Genomic DNA, 20115 nt, shown 5'->3' on the forward strand with positions numbered 1-20115 from the left:
TATTAAAAAATAGAGAACGTCATACATAGACGTTCATGACATGACTTAATGGAGGCACATGATGAAGAACTTATTATCGATGGAACATTTAACAATTGAAGAAATTAACCACATTCTAAATCGTGCGCAAGCTTTTGAAAATGGTGAAACCTCATCGTTATCTCGAGCATACAACGTAGCAAACTTGTTTTTTGAGCCGAGTACACGTACGAAAACGAGCTTTGAAATGGCAGAGCGCAAAGTTGACTGTACTGTTATCCCGTTTGATGCAAGCTTTTCGAGCGTGACTAAAGGGGAGACACTGTACGATACGGTAAAGACGTTAGAAATGATCGGTATTGATGCAGTAGTCATCCGAGCAAAAGAAGATGAGTATTACAATGAACTACTTGAAGGCATCAATGTGGCAATCATTAACGCAGGTGACGGTGCTGGTCAGCATCCATCACAATCATTACTGGATCTATATACGATAAAAAAAGAGTTTGGTTCTTTTGAAGGATTGAATGTGACAATCGCAGGGGATATATCTCATAGCCGTGTAGCGAAATCGAATGCATTAGCGTTACAGCGATTGGGGGCAAACGTTCATTTCCTTTGTCCAGAAGAATGGGCAGGCAATTTCGAAGCACACCATTCATGGGATGATTTAATCGAAATAAGTGATGTTATTATGTTACTTCGTGTGCAGCATGAGCGTCATAAGGTGAATAAAAGCTTCTCAAAAGAGAGCTATCATCAAGAGTACGGTTTAACAATTGAACGTGAGAAACAAATGAAGGAAAAGGCAATTATTATGCATCCAGCACCGGTCAACCGTGATGTGGAAATTGCTTCAGAGTTAGTAGAATGCGAGCGTTCTCGAATTTTCGAGCAAGTTCGAAATGGAGTATATACACGGATGGCTATTGTCGAAACAATTTTAAAGGGGAGAGAATAATATGACAAAGGTTCTTCAAAATGTACAAATGTTAAATGAACAAGGCGAGCTACAAACAGTCAATATCGCTATGGCAGATGGCAAAATTACTGAAATTGGACAAAACATAAATGTAGCAGGCGCAGAAATTATAGAAGGTAATGGTTTAGTTGTTGCACCAGGCTTTGTCGATGTACACACACATTTACGTGAGCCAGGCTTTGAACATAAAGAAACAATTGCTACAGGTTCAGCATCAGCAGCAAAAGGCGGCTTCACAACAATTTGTGCGATGCCAAACACAAAACCAGTTCCAGACTCAGTAGAAAATATGCAATTGATTAACGGTCTTATTAAAGAAAGTGCAGTCATTCGAGTACTTCCATACGGCTCTTTAACAAAGGACATCTCAGGTGAGGTTCGCACAAGTATTGAAGAATTAAAAGCACATGGAGCTGTTGCGTTTTCAGACGATGGTGTTGGAATCCAGCTTGCATCAACAATGTATGAGCAAATGAAGGATGCAGCACAGCACGATATGGTAGTTGTAGCACACTGTGAAGACAACTCATTAATTTACGACGGTGTTATGCATGAAGGGAAGCGTAATAAAGAGCTTGGCTTACCAGGAATTCCATCTATTTGCGAATCTGTTCAAATTGCACGTGATGTTCTATTAGCAGAAGCTGCTGGCGCACGCTACCACGTTTGTCACGTATCAACGAAGGAATCTGTACGTGCAGTACGAGACGCTAAAGCAGCAGGTATTCGTGTCACTGCAGAAGTTTGCCCGCATCATTTATTACTTGAAGAAATGGATATTCCTTCAGACGATGCAAACTGGAAAATGAACCCACCATTACGCGCTATAGATGATAAAGACTCACTTCACGCAGCTATGATGGATGGCACAATCGATTGTATCGCTACAGATCACGCTCCACATACAGTAGAAGAAAAATGCTGTGGTATGGTAGGCGCACCGTTTGGCATTGTAGGCTTTGAAACAGCCTTCCCACTACTTTACACACAGTTTGTAGAAACAGGGAAATGGACGTTAAAACAGTTGATTGACTGGATGTCTGTAAAGGCAGCTCAAATTTTTGATTTACCATATGGCACATTAGAAGTTGGCGCTTCAGCAGATATGATTTTAATTGATTTAAATAAAGAACAAACAATCGATGCAGAAGGCTTTGTATCAAAAGGACGCAATACACCATTCAATGGCTGGGTTGCAAAAGGATGGCCGGTCCTTACAATTTTTGAAGGCAATATCGTATACCAGGAGGCAGAGTAATGAAAAAACGTTTACTTATTTTAGAAGATGGCACAGTATTTACAGGCACAGCGTTCGGTAGTGAGCGAGCTTCACAAGGTGAGGTCGTATTCACGACAGGGATGACAGGTTATCAGGAAACAATTTCAGATCCTTCATTTTACGGACAAATCGTAACGTTAACTTACCCTTTAATCGGTAATTACGGTATTAACCGTGATGATTTTGAATCGATCACACCAGCTATTCGTGGCTTTGTAGTTCGTGAATTAGCAAAAACACCTTCAAACTTCCGCTGTGATTTAACAGTAGATGAATACTTAACATCAAAGGATATCCCAGGGATTGAAGGAATCGATACGCGAAAATTAACACGTATTATTCGCAGCAAAGGGTCAGTAAAGGCTATTTTAACAGCGGCTGATGAAGACGTGAATGTGGATGAAATCGTGGCAAAATTACAGGCAACACCAGCTATTACAAACCATGTACATGAAGTATCACCGAAAGCAGCATACCCATCACCAGGTCGTGGCAAACGCGTAGTATTAATAGACTTTGGTATGAAACATGGTATTCTTCGTGAGTTAAACAAACGTGATTGTGATGTACTAGTTGTACCTTACAATACTTCAGCAGCAGAAATTTTAGCGTGGCATCCAGATGGCATCATGCTTTCGAATGGCCCAGGTAACCCTGAAGATGTGCAAGAGGGTATTGAAACAGTACGCAATTTAATCGGAAAAGTGCCGATGTTCGGTATTTGCTTAGGACATCAAATCTTCTCACTAGCATGCGGTGCGAAAAGCTTCAAATTACCATTTGGTCACCGTGGTGGTAACCATCCAGTAAAAGATTTACGTACTGGCCGTACTGATTTAACATCTCAAAATCATGGCTATGCAGTCGACATCGATTCATTAAAAGATACAGATTTAGAATTAACACATATCGCATTAAATGATGGTACTTGTGAAGGTGTACGCCATAAGAAATACCCAATCTTCACAGTGCAATATCACCCAGAAGCATCACCAGGTCCAGAGGATTCAAATCACCTATTTGATGAATTTATCGAAATGATGGAAGTAGAAGCAGGGAAGGGGAAACAACATGCCTAAACGTACAGATATTGAAACTATTTTAGTAATCGGATCAGGTCCAATCGTTATCGGACAAGCAGCAGAATTTGACTACGCAGGAACACAAGCTTGTCTTTCACTAAAAGAAGAAGGCTATCGCGTTATCTTAATAAACTCAAACCCTGCGACAATTATGACAGACACAGAAATTGCGGACAAAGTATATATTGAGCCAATTTCACTTGAGTTTGTATCACGTATTTTACGTAAAGAGCGTCCAGATGCCATCCTACCAACACTTGGTGGTCAAACTGGTTTAAACATGGCTATTGAGTTAGATAAATCAGGAATTTTAGATGAGCTTAATATTGAAATTCTAGGTACAAAATTAGAGGCGATCCATAAAGCAGAAGACCGCGATCTATTCCGTAATTTAATGTATGAGCTAGGTGCTCCAGTACCTGAATCAGATATTATCCATAACTTAGACGAAGCGAAAAACTTTGTAGCGAAAATTGGCTACCCAGTAATTGTTCGCCCTGCCTTCACTCTTGGTGGTACAGGCGGCGGTATTTGCTACAACGATCAAGATCTAGAGGAAATTGTGACATCTGGTCTAAAATATTCTCCAGTAACACAATGTTTACTAGAAAAATCAATCGCTGGTTATAAAGAAATTGAATATGAAGTAATGCGTGATGCTGCTAACAACGCAATCGTTGTATGTAACATGGAAAACGTTGACCCAGTTGGTATTCATACAGGGGACTCAATCGTAGTGGCGCCTACACAAACACTTTCAGATCGTGAAAACCAAATGCTACGTAATATTTCATTAGATATTATCCGTGCACTAAAAATTGAAGGTGGCTGTAACGTACAGTTAGCCCTTGATCCATATAGCTTTAATTACTATGTGATCGAGGTAAACCCTCGTGTATCACGTTCATCAGCGTTAGCATCAAAAGCAACAGGCTACCCAATTGCAAAGCTAGCAGCAAAAATCGCAGTTGGTTTAACATTAGATGAAATTAAAAACCCTGTAACAGGATCAACATATGCTTGCTTCGAGCCAGCTCTAGACTACATCGTAGCAAAAATTCCACGCTGGCCATTCGATAAATTCGAATCTGCAAAGCGTAATCTTGGTACACAAATGAAAGCGACTGGTGAAGTAATGGCACTTGGTCGTACATTTGAGGAAGCTATGCTAAAAGCAGTGCGCTCTCTTGAAACAGGTCAAGTTCACTTAGAGCTGAAACATGCAGAAGAAAACACGGATTCTTGGATTGAAAAACGTATCCGCAAAGCAGGTGACGAGCGTCTATTCTTCATCGGTGAAGCACTTCGTCGCGGTGTAACAATTGAGCAAATCCATGAATGGTCTGCCATTGACTTATTCTTCTTGAATAAATTCAAAAACATCGTAGATATGGAGCAAACACTTGCTGATAATAAAAACGATAAAGAAGTATTACGTACAGCAAAACGTCTAGGCTTTGCAGATAAAAAAGTTGCTGAGCTTTGGGAAACAACGCCAGAGGAAGTATATGCATATCGTAAAGAAAATGGCATTATCCCAGTCTATAAAATGGTCGATACATGTGCAGCAGAGTTTGAATCTGAAACACCATACTTCTATGGCACATATGAAGATGAAAATGAATCGATTAAATCCGATAAGCCGTCAGTTGTAGTACTTGGCTCTGGTCCAATCCGTATTGGCCAAGGGGTAGAATTCGACTACGCAACAGTACACTCAGTATGGGCAATTCAAGAAGCAGGCTACGAAGCGATTATTATTAACTCGAATCCAGAGACAGTATCAACGGACTTCTCGATTTCAGATAAATTATACTTCGAGCCATTAACAATCGAAGATGTTATGCATATTATCGACCTTGAGCAACCAATCGGTGTAGTTGTACAATTCGGTGGTCAAACAGCTATTAATCTTGCTGATAAATTAGCTGCCAATGGCATAAAAATCCTAGGTACAACACTTGAAGATATCGACCGTGCGGAAAACCGTGACAAATTCGAGCAAGCATTACGCGACTTGAACATTCCACAGCCACTAGGTCAAACAGCTGTATCTACGGAAGAAGCACTTGCTATTAGTGATCGTCTAGGCTTCCCTGTGCTAGTTCGTCCTTCATACGTACTAGGTGGACGTGCGATGGAAATTGTCTACAACCAAGATGAATTAAAACACTATATGGAAAACGCAGTAGAAGCATCTCCTGATCATCCAGTATTAGTAGACCGCTACTTAACGGGTCAAGAAATTGAAGTAGATGCAATTTGTGACGGTGAAAATGTATTAATCCCAGGTATTATGGAGCATATCGAGCGTGCAGGGGTTCACTCTGGTGACTCCATCTCTGTATACCCTCCACAAAAATTAACACAAACGCAAAAAGATACGTTAGTGGATTATACAACTCGCCTTGCAAAAGGTCTTGGCATCATAGGCTTAATGAACATTCAGTATGTTATTTCACAAGGCGAAGTATATGTGATCGAGGTTAACCCACGTTCATCTCGTACAGTACCGTTCTTAAGTAAAATTACAAACATTCCGATGGCGAATATTGCAACGAAAGCGATCCTTGGTAAATCAATCGTAGAACAAGGCTATCCGACAGGCTTAGCAGCTGAGCAAAAAGGTGTCTTCGTTAAAGTGCCAGTATTCTCATTTGCTAAATTACGTCGTGTCGACATTACTTTAGGACCTGAAATGAAATCAACAGGTGAAGTAATGGGGAAAGATGCAACATTAGAAAAAGCACTTTACAAAGGCTTAGTTGCAGCAGGTATGGAAATTCGTACAGAAGGCACAGTATTGTTCACAGTGTCCGATAAAGATAAAGAAGAAGCCATTGCACTAGCAAAACGCTTCTCAACAGTAGGCTATCGTATTGTCGCTACTGAAGGTACAGCTAAAGCATTTGAAGAAGCAGGTGTACGCACAGATGTAGTTGGCAAAATCGGTGCAAAAGGTCAAACATTAATCGATTTAATTCAAAACGGTGAGGCACAGCTTGTTGTCAACACATTAACAAAAGGTAAGCAACCGGCACGTGATGGCTTCCGAATCCGTCGTGAGTCAGTTGAAAACGGCGTACCTTGCTTAACTTCATTAGATACAGCAGAAGCGATGGTACGTGTTATTGAATCAATGACATTTACAGCAGAACAAATGCCAAAAGCGGAGGTAGTACACTAATATGATTCGTCAAGAGAAAATGACGGTCGTCTCTCAAAAGCAAATAGCGACAAACATTTTCGAATTGACACTTCGTGGAGAGCTGGTTCAGGATATGACTCCTGGCCAGTTTGTCCATGTAAAGGTGTCTGATTCAATGGAGCCGCTTTTACGTCGACCAATCAGTATTGCAAACATAGACAAAGACAACAACGAATTTACGATGATTTATCGTGCGGAAGGTCGTGGAACTAAAGTGTTAGCGACAAATCGCGAGGGTGAGCTCGTTAATGTTCTTGGACCAATCGGTAATGGGTTCCCTGTAGAAGCAGTAAAAGAGGGAGGCACAGCCCTACTAGTTGGCGGAGGAATCGGTGTACCACCATTACATGAGCTTTCTAAGCAATTAAATGCTCGTGGTGTTAAAACAATCCATGTACTTGGCTTCCAAACAGAGGATGTATGCTTCTATGAGGAACAATTCAGTGCGCTTGGAGAAACACATTATGTAACGGTTGATGGTTCAAAAGGAACAAAAGGCTTTGTGACAAATGTATTAGAGTCGCGAGCACCTGAATTCGATGTATTCTATTCTTGTGGTCCGCTACCAATGTTAAAAGCATTAGAAGGCTTCTATCCAGAAAAAGAAGGTTATTTATCATTTGAAGAGCGCATGGGCTGCGGTATCGGTGCTTGTTTCGCATGCGTATGTAAAACAACAGATCAAGTAGCAAAGGATTATGTCAAAGTATGCTCTGACGGTCCAGTATTCGCGAAAGGTACGGTGGCATTATGAGTCGTTTAACTATCCAATTACCAGGCTTAGATTTAAAAAATCCAATAATGCCAGCTTCCGGTTGCTTCGGCTTCGGACGTGAATATGCACAGCTTTATGATTTATCAAAGCTTGGCGCTATTATGATTAAAGCTACAACTGTAGAAACACGTCCTGGCAATCCAACTCCACGCGTAGCAGAAACAGCAGCGGGGATGTTAAATGCCATTGGTTTACAAAATCCTGGCATCGAAAAAGTAATGAACGAAGAATTAAAGTTTCTAGAAGCGTATGATGTGCCAATCATTGCAAATGTTGCTGGTACAGAGACAGCTGACTACGTAGAAGTAGCGCAACGCATTTCTACTGCATCTAATGTGAAAGCATTAGAGCTTAACATTTCTTGCCCGAACGTTAAATGTGGAGGTATTCAATTTGGTACAGACCCTGCAACAGCACGCGAGCTAGTGAAAGCTGTAAAAGCTGTTTCTGAAGTGCCTGTATACGTGAAATTATCTCCTAATGTAACGAATATCGTAGAAATTGCACAAGCTGTTGAAGCTGGTGGTGCAGATGGTATTACAATGATCAATACACTTATCGGTATGCGTTTAGACGAGCGTACAGGTAAGCCAGTGATTGCCAATGGTACAGGTGGCTTATCTGGTCCTGCTGTAAAGCCAGTTGCGATTCGCATGGTTTATGAGGTGTACAAGGCTGTCAATATTCCGATAATTGGGATGGGTGGCGTGACAGAAGCACAGGATGTTATTGACTTTATGTCGGCTGGTGCATCTGCAGTTGCTGTTGGGACAGCAAACTTTGTTGATCATTTCGTTTGTCCAAATATTATTGATGAATTACCAGCGAAGCTCGATCAATTAGGAGTAGAGCATATTTCAGAAATTATCGGAAGGAGCCATCGTTAATGAATACAAAACCAATACTTGCACTAGATTTTCCTGGTGAAGCAGAAGTATTTAAATTTCTAAAGCATTTTAATGAGCCTCTTTTCGTGAAAATTGGTATGGAATTATATATGCAAGAAGGGCCGGATATTGTACGAAAGGTAAAAGATCTAGGCCATGATATTTTCCTTGATTTAAAGTTACACGATATTCCTAATACAGTTGGCTCTGCAATGAAAGGTCTAGCGAAACTAGGAGTAGATTTAGTCAACGTTCATGCGGCAGGAGGACGTCCGATGATGGAGGCGGCACTTGAGGGACTTGAAGCGGGTACTCCTGCAGGGCGTGAACGTGCGGCATTAATTGCAGTAACACAACTGACTTCAACAACAGAAGAGCAAATGCAAGCAGAACAAAAAATTGCTTTATCTTTACAAGAATCTGTCTTACATTACGCAAGCTTAACAAAGCAAGCTGGTCTAAATGGAGTTGTCTGCTCCGTACATGAGGCAAAAGCAATTGCTGAAGTATGCGGTGAAGATTTCTTACGCGTGACACCTGGTATCCGATTAGCAGGTGGCGACGCACACGACCAAAAACGCATTGCAACACCAGACGGCGCAAAACGTGACGGTTCTTCGTTAATCGTCGTTGGACGTGCCGTAACAGGTGCACAAGATCCAGTAGCAGCATATAAAATCGTAAGTGAATTATGGGAGGCATAAATATGACATTACAAAATGAAATCGCACACGCTATGTTAAAAGTAGGCGCAGTAGAATTAAATCCAACAGAACTATTCACATGGGCATCAGGCATTAAATCGCCAATCTACTGTGATACACGTTTGACAATTTCTGACCCTGTAATTCGTAAGCAATTAGCAAACGGTTTAGCATCTCTTATTAAAGAAAACTTTGGCGCAACAGAAATCGTAGCAGGTACAGCAACAGCAGGCATTCCACATGCAGCATGGGTAAGTGATATTTTAGAATTACCTATGGTTTACGTACGTTCTAAAGCAAAAGAGCATGGCCGTGGCAACCAAATCGAAGGAAAATACGCAGCAGGTCAAAAAGTCGTAGTCGTAGAAGACATCGTTTCTACAGGCGGCTCATCGATCACAGCTGTAGAAGCCTTACGCGCAGCAGGCTGTGAAGTACTAGGCGTAGTTTGCGTCTACACATACAACCTTCCACGTGCTGAACAAGCATTCGATGAAGCGGGCATTAAATATGTATCCCTAACAAACTTCGATTATTTAATTGAAGCAGCAAATGAATCAGGCACTATTAATGAAGGCGACATCCCATTCCTTAAAGAGTGGCATGGAAAATTAAAAGCAGGCGAGCTTTAATTCAATGAAGGGTGGTATGATAATTTTTTCTTACCACCCTTTCATGTTGTTGTAAAATTATTGTGTTAAATTAAATAAAGTATGGCTCTTCGGCAAAAGAAGTGGGGTGATTTTCGTTCCGGCTGGGCGCTTTGTTGTTGCTGTCGCTACGCTTTTGCACAGAGCAGAGCTTCCTGGGGGCGTCCGATGAGCCGCTTGGACCAACAAATGTTTTATGTGCGAAAGCGAAGCGGCAGGATGCTCCATCCAAAATGCCAATCGCTGATAAAATCGAGAAAATCGCTGATAAAGAGCCGAGAATCGCTGATAAAATCGAGAAACCGCTGATAAAGGGCTGGGAATCGCTGATAAAACCGAGAAACCGCTGATAAAGAGCTGGGAATCGCTGATAAAATCGAGAAACCGCTGATAAAGAGCTGGGAATCGCTGATAAAACCGAGAAACCGCTGATAAAGAGCCGGGAATCGCTGATAAAATCGAGAAACCGCTGATAAAGAGCAGGGAATCGCTGATAAAACCGAGAAACCGCTGATAAAGAGCTGGGAATCGCTGGTAAAATCGAGAAATCGCTGATAAAGAGCTGAGAATCGCTGATAAAATCGAGAAAACCGCTGATAAAGAGCCGGGAATCGCTGATAAAATCGAGAAACCGCTGATAAAGAGCTGGGAATCGCTGATAAAAACGAGAAACCGCTGATAAAGAGCTGGGAATCGCTGATAAAAACGAGAAATCGCTGATAAAGAGCTGGGAATCGCTGATAAAAACGAGAAATCGCTGATAAAGAGCTGAGAATCGCTGATAAAATCGAGAAAACCGCTGATAACAACATGAGAACCGCCGATAGCATCATGAATCGCACCTGTAATAAAGTGGTAGGCTAGAACGGAAATCAACTTCATCTCAAGCGCATCGACATTCACAAAGATTTCCTTGACCATTTCGAGGCTGAGACATAAGTATATTTTCAAAACAAAATTACAATATTTCACATCAGAAAAGCGCAAGAAATCAACGTAGCTAAAATTGATTTCTCGCGCTTTTTAAGTTTTTGACCAGTTACGTCCCAGCCTGTTTATTTTTTAACTTCTACTGAAAGAAGTTAAAGCCTCCGGACGCAATTATGCAGAAGCATAATTGATTAACTTACAGTAGCGGAGAAATAAGTCGCATAAGAGACTCAAGCATGCGTTTTTGAATACTTCGCTTTTGAAATGCCGCCCATGTAATTCCTATGGAGTCTTTAAAATCTTGTTCAAAATCATTTTTTATATCTAGAACCGTTTTTGATTCATATAGGACCGCAATGATTTCATAATTAAGCTCAAAACTACGAATATCCATATTTGCTGTACCAATTGATGCAACTTCATCATCAACAAGTACAATTTTAGCGTGCATAAATCCATCTTTATAGCTGTAAATGGAGACTCCCGCTTTTAGAAGTGGTGTAAAGTATGATTGGGATGCTTGATCACTAATGATGCTATCGCCTTTTCCAGGATATAAAATTCGGACATCTACTCCGGAAAGTGCACTCAAACGTAATAATGTTAATGTTTCCTGATCAGGAATAAAGTATGGAGTGGCAATCCAAATTGACTTTTTTGCAGAGCCCATAATTTTCAATAAAGCATTTCGAATACTTGTATCATCTGAGCTAGGTCCGCTCGCAACGATCTGTACGGCACCTTCTGCTTGCTGAATGCCTTGAGCAGGAAAGTATGCTCTATCCATGTATTGATTCCAAGACTCAGTATTTAAACGACTAGTGGCGTAGAGATAATCTTCTAGGAAAATGGCTTGTAGTTTAAATAATGCTTTTCCTTCTATTTTTAAATGACTATCACGCCAAATAGGAAACTTCTTCGAACGGCCAAGATATTCATCCCCGACATTGAGTCCACCTGTAAAACCAATTGTCCCATCTACAATAACAATCTTACGGTGATTACGATAATTGACGGTCTCTAATAGCCAAGGTGAAAGAATAGAATCAAATTCGATTACTTCAATCCCTACTTCTTTCATTGGTTGTAAGAAATTCTTCTTTAATTTATTACTTCCGAGTCCATCATAAAGAAAACGTACGATCACACCAGATTTTGCTTTCCTTATTAAGGCATCTCGAATTTCTGTTCCGATTTCATCTGATCGATAAATATAGTATTGAATATGAATATGGTGTGTAGCATTTTCAATCGCTCGTAAGATTTCAGTAAATGTTTCATCCCCGTTTGTTAAGAGTTTTGTTGTTGTTTCATTAGCAACAGGACCACCGCCAAATTTTTGTATAACTTGCGTCAAATAGGTGGATCGTTCATTTAAAGAGAGGGAGTTTTCTAGATCAAAACTTTTCCCTGCTAAAATTTCACGGAATAATACTCTTCTTTCTTCTGAACGATGTAAATGTTTCCTTCTTCTCCAGTGACTTCTTCCGAAAAGTAAGTACATAAATACACCAATACCAGGGAGTATTATTAATACTAAAAACCAAGCCAATGTACTTTGCGGAGAACGATTTTCAATAAAAATAACGAAAGCAATCCCTATAAGTGTGATAGGCCATAGTAAGCCGATTAAGGTAGATAAGGGAATGATGGTCTTATTTAAGAATATGAGCATAATTGCTGCAATTGTAAATACAAATAGTAATTGGACGACGCGATTTTTCATATGATGCATTTTCACCTATTCTTTCTTAAATATAAATTCCATAAGAGGAAGTTGTACTTTCATAGTTTTATGATAAATTGTTTTCTTTTTTTTAACAATATAGACATTTTCGTATGTGCCTTCTATAACGTATCGTTTTTACTAGTAATGAGCAAATCTATTGTGTCCATTTTCGCTAATTGCAAACATTTCCTCATTAATTTCTTCTATAGTAAACCAAGTATGAATTACTTTCCCTTTATTTTGATAAAGCAAACATTCCAAGATGAACTTTCTTAATAGAACCATAGAATACATAAAGAGAACTAGGTATTCAAGAGGTAAGGAGAGACATAAAATAACGGACAGTGAGATACAAAAGCACTGTCCGTTAGACTGCATGTAATTGCCATATACGGTTCGGAGGCTGGTTATCACCTCCTACTCGATTAAAATTGAACACTGAACCCTTTAAAATGATGAATTCCCGTACCGAATTTTACAAGATCCTCTTCTCTCAACGTATTAACTGCCTTTTTACTTCTATTAAAATGGAGGAATCAAGCCCCAATGTATTATGAGACCCAAAAATCTTCGTAATGTTAGGTAAGTTCGCTATCTTCTCTAAGGAATCTACTAAATCTACTGGATTTGTTGTAGGGAAAAAAGCATATATCGGCGTTTTATCATACAGTAAATCGCCAGTAAATAAATAACCATTGTTATGATCTAAAATAGAAATATGCCCCGGTGAGTGGCCGGGAGTATGCAGTATAGACAATTTTCTATTGCCGATATCTATAATATCTCCATCCTCTAAAATACCAGAAGGCTGTCCTTGAAAAGGTTTATATGTTTCAGGATCGAACGTTTTGGGCGTAGGTATCGTTATATCGCGACTAACGTCTTTTCTGATCTGCTCAATTGATAACTTCTTAATGCCATTTACGAGCCAATCAGCTTCTTCCTTGTGTACGTAAATATTCTCAAATTGCCCATGACTTCCGATATGGTCCCAATGAACATGGGTAGTGAGGACCGTAATAGGTAAAGAGGTTAGTTGATTACAAATCCTTTCGATATTATCGATTCCTAAACCAGTATCAATTAAAACAGCTTTATCTGTCCCGATAAGTAAAAATGAATGGACTTTTTCCCAATGCCCATACTCGCTTATTGCAAACGTTTCTTCATTAATTTCTTCTACTGTAAACCAAGAATCTACTATATTAATCATTAAAAATACGCCCCCTTAAATTAATTAATCAAATTTTAACTTCGAAAACATCTGTTGTTGCTGCCGCTACGCTTTCGCACAAAAAACATCTGTTGCTGACGCTACGCTTTCGCACAAAAAACATCTGTTGGCCAAAATCTCCGATGGATGTTACGGATCCGGAAAGGAGTTTCTTGTGCAAGCACAATGCCGATTCCAGACACAATTATGCTGAGGCATAATTGATTATGTTGCTATTATTCGAATTTTTATCATATTTTTCCTTTAATTCTACATATATTATTTATAAAGTTAATTATTTTTTTAGAAAAAATATATTTAATTGTAATCAAGAAGTACGTAAGTGGTTAGAAAAAAGATATCCCAAAATTACTTTTTCAGTGTAGCGATAATGATTTTAAGTTTTTAACGCTTTAAATGAGAAAACTATATATTGAAAATAAAAATAACTAAAATGGGGATTTTTGTATAATGATGAAAAATGATGATTTTTAACTGTTATATAGAATTAATCGAGAAATTTAAGTGTATTTATTAGAAATGAAAAATATTATTTATAAAAAAATATTATATTTAGATAATAAAAATCGAAGAGTGTAGGTAAAGGATTAAAAAAGAAACAAACAATTAAGTAAAGAAATAATTAAGCTAATAAGATTATTTGATTAAGATGTATGGGATTTATTTATTTGTATATTTACAATATTTCAAAAAATGTACTTGATTTAATGTATTATTTCCATATAAAATAATATTACGATTAATTTTCAGACAATTCTATCATCTATTTTGGTTGGCTGAAAAAGTAAAAAAATTATTAAGGCGTTTACAAATGTAAATGGAGGTGTAAACGAATATTTCAATAAATATGATTCTGAAATAAATTTGAAACCGTAAGTATAATCATTTTTCAGAATATTGAATATGGAGGAGAGATTGTTTGAATACAGCAAATGACCTATTAACAATTAGAAATCTAACTACAAGTTTCCGCATTAAAGAAACTTACCACGCTGCTGTAGAGGATGTCTCGCTTTCGCTTAAAAAGAATGAAGTATTAGCAATCGTTGGGGAATCTGGTTGTGGTAAAAGTACATTAGCAACTACTATTGTAGGCTTACACAATGAAATTAACACAAAGGTTACAGGTGACATTCTTTATAATAACCAAAATTTAACGCAACTAAATGAGCAGAAATTTAATGGTTTACGTGGTAATGATATTGGTTTTATCTTCCAAGATCCACTTTCCGCTCTTAATCCGTTAATGCGGATAGGAGAACAGATTGCAGAGGGGCTAGTGTATCATACAAAACTCTCAAAGCAACAACGTGAGGAGAGAGTAATAGAATTATTGAATCAAGTAGGTATTTCTAATCCGGAGCGTGTGGCAAGACAATTCCCTCATCAATTGTCTGGAGGGATGCGTCAACGTGTCATGATCGCCATTGCATTGTCGTGTAAACCATCCATTTTAATAGCAGATGAACCGACAACGGCTCTAGATGTGACTATTCAAGCTCAAATACTTGATTTATTAAAAGCACTACAGTCAGAAACCGAAACAGGTATTATCTTAATTACCCATGATTTGGGCGTTGTGGCAGAAATGGCTGATCGAGTTGCAGTGATGTATGCAGGTGAAGTAGTAGAAGAAGCACCTGTTCAGGAATTATTTAATAATGCTAAACATCCTTATACTCGTTCTCTATTGAATTCTATCCCACAAACACATAGTGAAAATGAGAGACTTGAAGTTATTCAAGGTATGGTGCCATCGCTGAAGAATTTGCCTCGGGAAGGCTGCCGATTTTCAGCACGAATACCGTGGATAGATGCATCTGCACATGAAAGAAAACCACAATTACATGAAATTGCACCAGGTCATTTTGTTAGATGTACCTGCTGGAAACACTTTCATTTAGAAGGTGAAGAAGGAGGCGGGGCTGTATGAGCTTTATGCAAATTAACGATTTAAACGTTCATTACCCAATTCGAGGGGGATTTTTTAATACAGTAATCGATAAGGTATATGCGGTTGATGGCGTCACAATGGAATTTGAAAAAGGAAAAACATATGGTTTAGTAGGAGAATCAGGGTCTGGAAAATCCACGACAGGAAAGGCCATTATTGGTTTAGAAAAAATCACGTCAGGTCAAATTTTCTATGAAGGTGAGGATGTTACAAACCAGCGAAGAAATCGTAATTCAGCTTATAACAAAGATATTCAAATGATTTTCCAAGATTCTCATTCAAGTATGAATCCTAGAAAACGGGTATTAGACATTTTAGCTGAGCCTATCCGGAATTTTATGAAGCTTAGTGATCAAGAGGAGCGTAAGCGCATAAAAGAGTTACTAGCCATTGTAGGTATGTCTGAAGATGTATTGTTAAAATATCCGCATGAATTTTCTGGTGGTCAAAAGCAACGTCTTGGAATAGCGCGAGCTGTTGCTTGTAATCCCAAAATGATTATTGCTGATGAACCTGTATCTGCACTAGATTTATCCGTACAAGCACAGGTGCTAAACTTTATGAAAGATATTCAAAATGAGTATGGGCTTACTTATTTATTTATTTCACATGATTTAGGTGTTGTAAAACATATGTGTGATCATATATCCATTATGTATAAAGGACGCTTCGTAGAAACGGGTACGAGACATGATATATATAGGGATCCACAACATATTTATACAAATCGTCTCTTATCTGCCATTCCAAATATTGAGCCAGAGACACGCTTGGAACGGAAATTAATTCGACAAAAAGTAGAAGAGAATTATCAGAAAGAGCAACATCAATATTATGATGAGCATGGAAAAGTATACCCACTAAAATCCATTTCAGAAACACATATGGTTGCGATGGCAGGGGGTATATAAAATGTGGAAAACGATTGTTAGACGAACACTTTTGATGATTCCTCAAATGTTTGTGCTAAGCCTAATTATCTTTATTTTGGCGAAACAAATGCCGGGTGATCCATTTACAGGATTGATTACACCAGAAACAGACCCTGCACGTATTGAAGAATTGAGAATTCAAGCAGGATTTTATGATCCATGGTATGTGCAATATTACCATTGGATAACTAATGCCTTGCAAGGAGATTTTGGACAAAGCTATACATATAAAATTGCGGTGTCCACACTGATTGGTGAGCGCGCATTAAATACATTTTGGCTCGCTCTACTTAGTGCGATTCTCGTTTATGCAATTGCTATTCCATTAGGAATGATTGCGGGGCGCAAGCAAGATACATTGTACGATAAGTCGATTACACTATATAGCTTTATAAGCTACGCGATACCGACTTTTGTCTTGGGTTTAATTTTCTTATATATTTTCGGTTATCGTTTAGCGTGGTTCCCGACGAGTGGGACAGTTGATGTAGGTATAGAACCAGGAACGATGGAATATTATTGGAATCGTATCTATCATTTAATTTTACCTGCGATGACATATGCAATTTTAGGTACAACAACGATTATTCAATATTTACGTTCAGAAATTATCGATGCTAAGACACAGGATTACGTTAAAACAGCACGTAGTAAAGGTGTACCGATGAAAAGAATCTATAGAAGACATATTTTCCGCAATTCCTTATTGCCGATTGCAGCCTTTCTAGGTTTTACAATTACAGGCTTATTAGGCGGTTCGATTTTCATAGAAACTATTTTTGGCTTCCCAGGCATGGGGCAATTATTCATCCATTCTATAACGAGTCGCGATTATAGTGTGATTACAGCTCTCGTTATGCTTTATGGCTTCTTAGCATTATTAGGTAGTCTACTGTCAGATATTATTATGAGCATTGTTGATCCACGTATCCGCATAGACTAACCGCTAAATTTAATGTTTAAGGAGAGGTGAATAAAAATGGAACAAAAAAATGACACAATGACAGTTGAAAGTATTCCACCAACAGGGATACAAGTTGTAATACGTGAATTTCGAAAAGATAAGCTAGCGTTATTTTCATTTATCGGTATAAATTTACTGATTATTACGATATTAATTATGGCAATGATTATGGACCAAGATGAAATTTTAAAAATCAAATTGTTAGAGCGCTATACAGAGCCGGGGGTAAATGGTTATTTCCTTGGGGCTGATGAAGCTGGGCGCGATATGCTAGGGCAGCTTATTATCGGTGCTAAAAACTCCATTTTAATTGCGATTGCTATTACTCTTATTGCTAATACAATAGGGATTGCACTCGGAATTATAATGGGTTATTATGGCGGCTTTATTGATAATTTATTTATGCGTATCATCGATTTTCTCATGACATTACCAACGTTAATGATTATAATCGTGATAGTTACAATTATTCCCAAATACGGTGTTTTTGAGTTAATTTTAATATTAAGTGCCTTCCAATGGATAGGGACAGCACGTTTAGTCCGCAGTAAAGCTTTATCAGAAGGACGCCGTGATTATGTGAATGCCTCTAAAACAATGGGTACTAGTGATTTTGCCATTATGTTTAAGGGGATATTACCAAATTTAAGTTCGTTGTTAATTGTAGAGTTAACGTTAAATTTTGCAGGGAATGTTGGTATTGAAACAGGTCTATCATTTTTAGGCTTTGGTTTACCACCATCTACACCTAGCTTAGGTACTCTTGTAAGCTACGCAACGAATCCGATTGTACTATCTACAAAGTGGTGGGTATGGTTGCCCGCATCAATATTAATTCTAATCTTGATGCTTGGTATAAATTATGTCGGTCAAGCACTTCGTCGTGCAGCTGACGTAAAACAAAGAATTGGATAAAGGGGAGGATTTACTATGAAAAAAAATTGGTTATTACTATCCGTTATTTTTGCAGTGATGTTTGTATTAGCAGCCTGCAATAACGACGGTAAAGATTCGGCTAAAACGGATGATGGCAACAAAGACAAACCGTCACAAACAGAAGATAAAAAAGCGGATACAAATGCGCTTCCTATGGAAGTAACAAATGAAGGAGATGTTATTAAAGGTGGTACTTTAAAGGTAGCGCTTGTAACGGATTCTCCTTTTAAAGGAATTTTTATTGAGGAATTATCTGATGATGCTTTCGATAGCAAAATCATGGAATACGCATCAAATAGTCTTTTTGAATTGAATGGGGATTTCCAAGTAACAGATAAAGGTATTGCGAAATTAGAAGTTGATAAGGACAATAAGAAAGCAAAGATTACCATTCAAGGGGACGTTAAATGGTCAGATGGTAAACCATTAACGGCTGACGACTTAATTTATCCTTACGAAATTATTGGTCATCCTGATTACGACGGCGTACGCTATGATGACGATTTCCAAAATATTGTTGGAGCACAAGAATATCATGATGGTAAAGCAAAGACAATTTCTGGTATTAAAAAAATTGACGAAAAATCAATTGAAATTACGTTCAAGAAAGTGTCACCAGCTATTTATTCAGTTGGGGATGGATTATGGGGTTATGCAGCACCTAAGCATCAGTTAGAGTCAATCCCTGTTAAAGACGCCCTAATTGCTTCAGATGCAGTTCGTAAAAATCCTGTAACACTTGGCGCATTTAAAATTGACAAAATTGTAAATGGAGAATCTGTTCAGCTTGTAGCGAATGAAAATTATTATAAAGGCAAACCAAAGTTAGATAAAGTAGTTATCGAAGTTGTTCCTTCAACTTCAATTAGTGAAGCTATGAAAACTGGGAAATATGATATTGCACATCAATACCCAACAAATCAATTTGATGGTATAAAAGATCTTTCGAATATATCGGTTTTAAGTCGTCCTGAGTTGTCATACTCTTATGTAGGCTTTAAATTAGGGAAATACGATAAAACGAGCAGTAAAAATATTTTTGATGAGAAGTCAAAAATGAATGATGTAAATTTACGTCAAGCGATTGGCTATGCGATGGATATTGAATCTGTTACCGAAAAGTTCTATCAAGGTCTACGTGTAAGAGCGAATTCATTAATTCCACCTGTGTTTGCATCTTACTATGATGATACATTAGAGGGCTATCACTACGATCCTGAAAAAGCTAAAGAATTGCTTGATAAAGCTGGATATAAAGATGTAGATGGAGACGGAATCCGTGAAGATAAAGACGGGAAAAAATTCACTATTCGTTTAGCTGCAATGTCTGGTTCAGATACAGATGAAGCGATTGCTGAATACTATCGTCAAAACTGGAAAGACGTTGGATTAAATGTTGAACTGACTACTGGTCGTTTAATTGAATTCAATAGCTTCTACGATAAAGTAAAAGCTGATGATCCAGAAATTGATATGTTTATGGCTGCATGGAAAACAGGTACAAACCCATCTCCAGCAGGCTTATATAGTGAGGGTGCAGAATTTAACTTTAGTCGTTACGTTACTGCCGATTTAACAAAAATGTTAGCAGATATTGATTCGGAAAAGGCAATGGATCCAAAATTCCGATCAGAAGCATTCCGTACATGGCAAGTATATATGAGCGAACAGGCAACGACAATTCCAATGTACTTCCGTACGGAGATTGTTCCAGTAAACAAACGCGTGAAAAACTACAATATTGATCACGCAAATCCAACAGAGCTTCAAAATATTGAATTAACAGCAGATGCTCCAGTAAAATAAGTTAATCATGGAAAAACAGTCTTCCTCACATAGGGGAAAGACTGTTTTTCATAACTAATTAGTTAGTTTTAATGGCTCATCACC

The 20115-nt window shown here is 38.3% G+C and carries 15 protein-coding genes and 1 pseudogene; 13 read left to right on the forward strand and 3 right to left on the reverse strand.

What is annotated here, in order from left to right; translation table 11 throughout:
- The first annotated feature begins 61 nt into the window (after positions 1–61).
- From QUF91_RS06020 to pyrE, 8 genes are read left to right on the forward strand one after another with little or no spacing between them, the layout of a single operon-like run.
- On the forward strand, positions 62–940 hold the full coding sequence (locus QUF91_RS06020) for an aspartate carbamoyltransferase catalytic subunit (protein WP_285399390.1): 879 nt from the start codon (positions 62–64) through the stop codon (positions 938–940).
- A gap of 1 nt (position 941) precedes the next feature.
- Positions 942–2219, forward strand: coding sequence for a dihydroorotase (locus QUF91_RS06025; protein WP_285399389.1), 1278 nt, complete (start codon positions 942–944; stop codon positions 2217–2219).
- Complete coding sequence (locus tag QUF91_RS06030) at positions 2219–3319, forward strand: carbamoyl phosphate synthase small subunit (protein WP_285399388.1); 1101 nt, start codon at positions 2219–2221, stop codon at positions 3317–3319. Before QUF91_RS06025 ends, QUF91_RS06030 begins: the two co-directional genes overlap by 1 nt.
- Entirely contained in the window at positions 3312–6509 is a 3198-nt protein-coding gene (gene carB / locus QUF91_RS06035; RefSeq protein WP_289417150.1) for a carbamoyl-phosphate synthase large subunit, read from the forward strand. Before QUF91_RS06030 ends, carB begins: the two co-directional genes overlap by 8 nt.
- Position 6510: 1 nt before the next feature.
- Entirely contained in the window at positions 6511–7284 is a 774-nt protein-coding gene (locus tag QUF91_RS06040) for a dihydroorotate dehydrogenase electron transfer subunit (RefSeq protein WP_285399384.1), read from the forward strand.
- Positions 7281–8192, forward strand: a complete 912-nt coding sequence (locus tag QUF91_RS06045) for a dihydroorotate dehydrogenase (RefSeq protein ID WP_285399383.1) — start codon at positions 7281–7283, stop codon at positions 8190–8192. The genes QUF91_RS06040 and QUF91_RS06045 overlap by 4 nt, the downstream gene beginning before the upstream one ends.
- Positions 8192–8896, forward strand: coding sequence for an orotidine-5'-phosphate decarboxylase (gene pyrF, locus QUF91_RS06050; RefSeq protein WP_053483365.1), 705 nt, complete (start codon positions 8192–8194; stop codon positions 8894–8896). The genes QUF91_RS06045 and pyrF overlap by 1 nt, the downstream gene beginning before the upstream one ends.
- A 2-nt stretch (positions 8897–8898) precedes the next feature.
- Positions 8899–9528, forward strand: coding sequence for an orotate phosphoribosyltransferase (gene pyrE / locus QUF91_RS06055; RefSeq protein WP_289417151.1), 630 nt, complete (start codon positions 8899–8901; stop codon positions 9526–9528).
- A 57-nt stretch (positions 9529–9585) separates the two neighbouring features.
- Here the strand turns inward: pyrE and QUF91_RS06060 are convergent, their stop codons facing one another.
- The 3 genes and pseudogenes from QUF91_RS06060 to QUF91_RS06070 form a co-directional block, all read right to left on the reverse strand.
- On the reverse strand, positions 9586–10449 hold the full coding sequence (locus QUF91_RS06060; RefSeq protein WP_289417152.1) for a hypothetical protein: 864 nt from the start codon (positions 10447–10449) through the stop codon (positions 9586–9588).
- Between the two features lie 223 nt (positions 10450–10672).
- On the reverse strand, positions 10673–12202 hold the full coding sequence (locus QUF91_RS06065) for a cardiolipin synthase (protein WP_289417153.1): 1530 nt from the start codon (positions 12200–12202) through the stop codon (positions 10673–10675).
- Between the two features lie 428 nt (positions 12203–12630).
- A pseudogene (locus tag QUF91_RS06070) lies at positions 12631–13418 on the reverse strand (MBL fold metallo-hydrolase).
- 940 nt (positions 13419–14358) lie between these two features.
- On the opposite strand from QUF91_RS06070, the gene QUF91_RS06075 reads away from it, so the two are divergent.
- Genes QUF91_RS06075 through QUF91_RS06095 form a run of 5 tightly spaced genes read left to right on the forward strand, consistent with a single transcriptional unit; the run spans position 14359 to position 20031 of the window.
- Positions 14359–15372, forward strand: coding sequence for an ABC transporter ATP-binding protein (locus QUF91_RS06075; RefSeq protein WP_289417154.1), 1014 nt, complete (start codon positions 14359–14361; stop codon positions 15370–15372).
- On the forward strand, positions 15369–16304 hold the full coding sequence (locus tag QUF91_RS06080; RefSeq protein ID WP_289417155.1) for an ATP-binding cassette domain-containing protein: 936 nt from the start codon (positions 15369–15371) through the stop codon (positions 16302–16304). Before QUF91_RS06075 ends, QUF91_RS06080 begins: the two co-directional genes overlap by 4 nt.
- Position 16305: 1 nt before the next feature.
- Positions 16306–17268, forward strand: coding sequence for an oligopeptide ABC transporter permease (gene opp4B / locus QUF91_RS06085; RefSeq protein ID WP_289417156.1), 963 nt, complete (start codon positions 16306–16308; stop codon positions 17266–17268).
- Positions 17269–17304: 36 nt separating this feature from the next.
- Positions 17305–18204, forward strand: a complete 900-nt coding sequence (locus tag QUF91_RS06090) for an ABC transporter permease (RefSeq protein WP_289417157.1) — start codon at positions 17305–17307, stop codon at positions 18202–18204.
- A 15-nt stretch (positions 18205–18219) separates the two neighbouring features.
- The gene (locus QUF91_RS06095; protein ID WP_289417158.1) at positions 18220–20031 is read left to right on the forward strand and encodes an oligopeptide ABC transporter substrate-binding protein; all 1812 of its coding nucleotides are present in this window, start codon (positions 18220–18222) and stop codon (positions 20029–20031) included.
- Positions 20032–20115 lie beyond the last annotated feature (84 nt).

The organism is Lysinibacillus sp. G4S2, from assembly GCF_030348505.1.
GTDB lineage: Bacteria > Bacillota > Bacilli > Bacillales_A > Planococcaceae > Lysinibacillus.

What these genes read in the sequence shown, in the direction of transcription:
- QUF91_RS06040 (WP_285399384.1), top strand. Translation starts at nt 6,511, where the DNA reads ATGATTCGTCAAGAGAAAATGACGGTCGTCTCTCAAAAGCAAATAGCG.
- QUF91_RS06020 (WP_285399390.1), top strand. Translation starts at nt 62, where the DNA reads ATGAAGAACTTATTATCGATGGAACATTTAACAATTGAAGAAATTAAC.
- QUF91_RS06030 (WP_285399388.1), top strand. Translation starts at nt 2,219, where the DNA reads ATGAAAAAACGTTTACTTATTTTAGAAGATGGCACAGTATTTACAGGC.
- QUF91_RS06045 (WP_285399383.1), top strand. Translation starts at nt 7,281, where the DNA reads ATGAGTCGTTTAACTATCCAATTACCAGGCTTAGATTTAAAAAATCCA.
- QUF91_RS06095 (WP_289417158.1), top strand. Translation starts at nt 18,220, where the DNA reads ATGAAAAAAAATTGGTTATTACTATCCGTTATTTTTGCAGTGATGTTT.
- QUF91_RS06090 (WP_289417157.1), top strand. Translation starts at nt 17,305, where the DNA reads ATGGAACAAAAAAATGACACAATGACAGTTGAAAGTATTCCACCAACA.
- opp4B (WP_289417156.1), top strand. Translation starts at nt 16,306, where the DNA reads ATGTGGAAAACGATTGTTAGACGAACACTTTTGATGATTCCTCAAATG.
- QUF91_RS06065 (WP_289417153.1), bottom strand. Translation starts at nt 12,202, where the DNA reads ATGAAAAATCGCGTCGTCCAATTACTATTTGTATTTACAATTGCAGCA.
- pyrE (WP_289417151.1), top strand. Translation starts at nt 8,899, where the DNA reads ATGACATTACAAAATGAAATCGCACACGCTATGTTAAAAGTAGGCGCA.
- carB (WP_289417150.1), top strand. Translation starts at nt 3,312, where the DNA reads ATGCCTAAACGTACAGATATTGAAACTATTTTAGTAATCGGATCAGGT.
- QUF91_RS06080 (WP_289417155.1), top strand. Translation starts at nt 15,369, where the DNA reads ATGAGCTTTATGCAAATTAACGATTTAAACGTTCATTACCCAATTCGA.
- pyrF (WP_053483365.1), top strand. Translation starts at nt 8,192, where the DNA reads ATGAATACAAAACCAATACTTGCACTAGATTTTCCTGGTGAAGCAGAA.
- QUF91_RS06025 (WP_285399389.1), top strand. Translation starts at nt 942, where the DNA reads ATGACAAAGGTTCTTCAAAATGTACAAATGTTAAATGAACAAGGCGAG.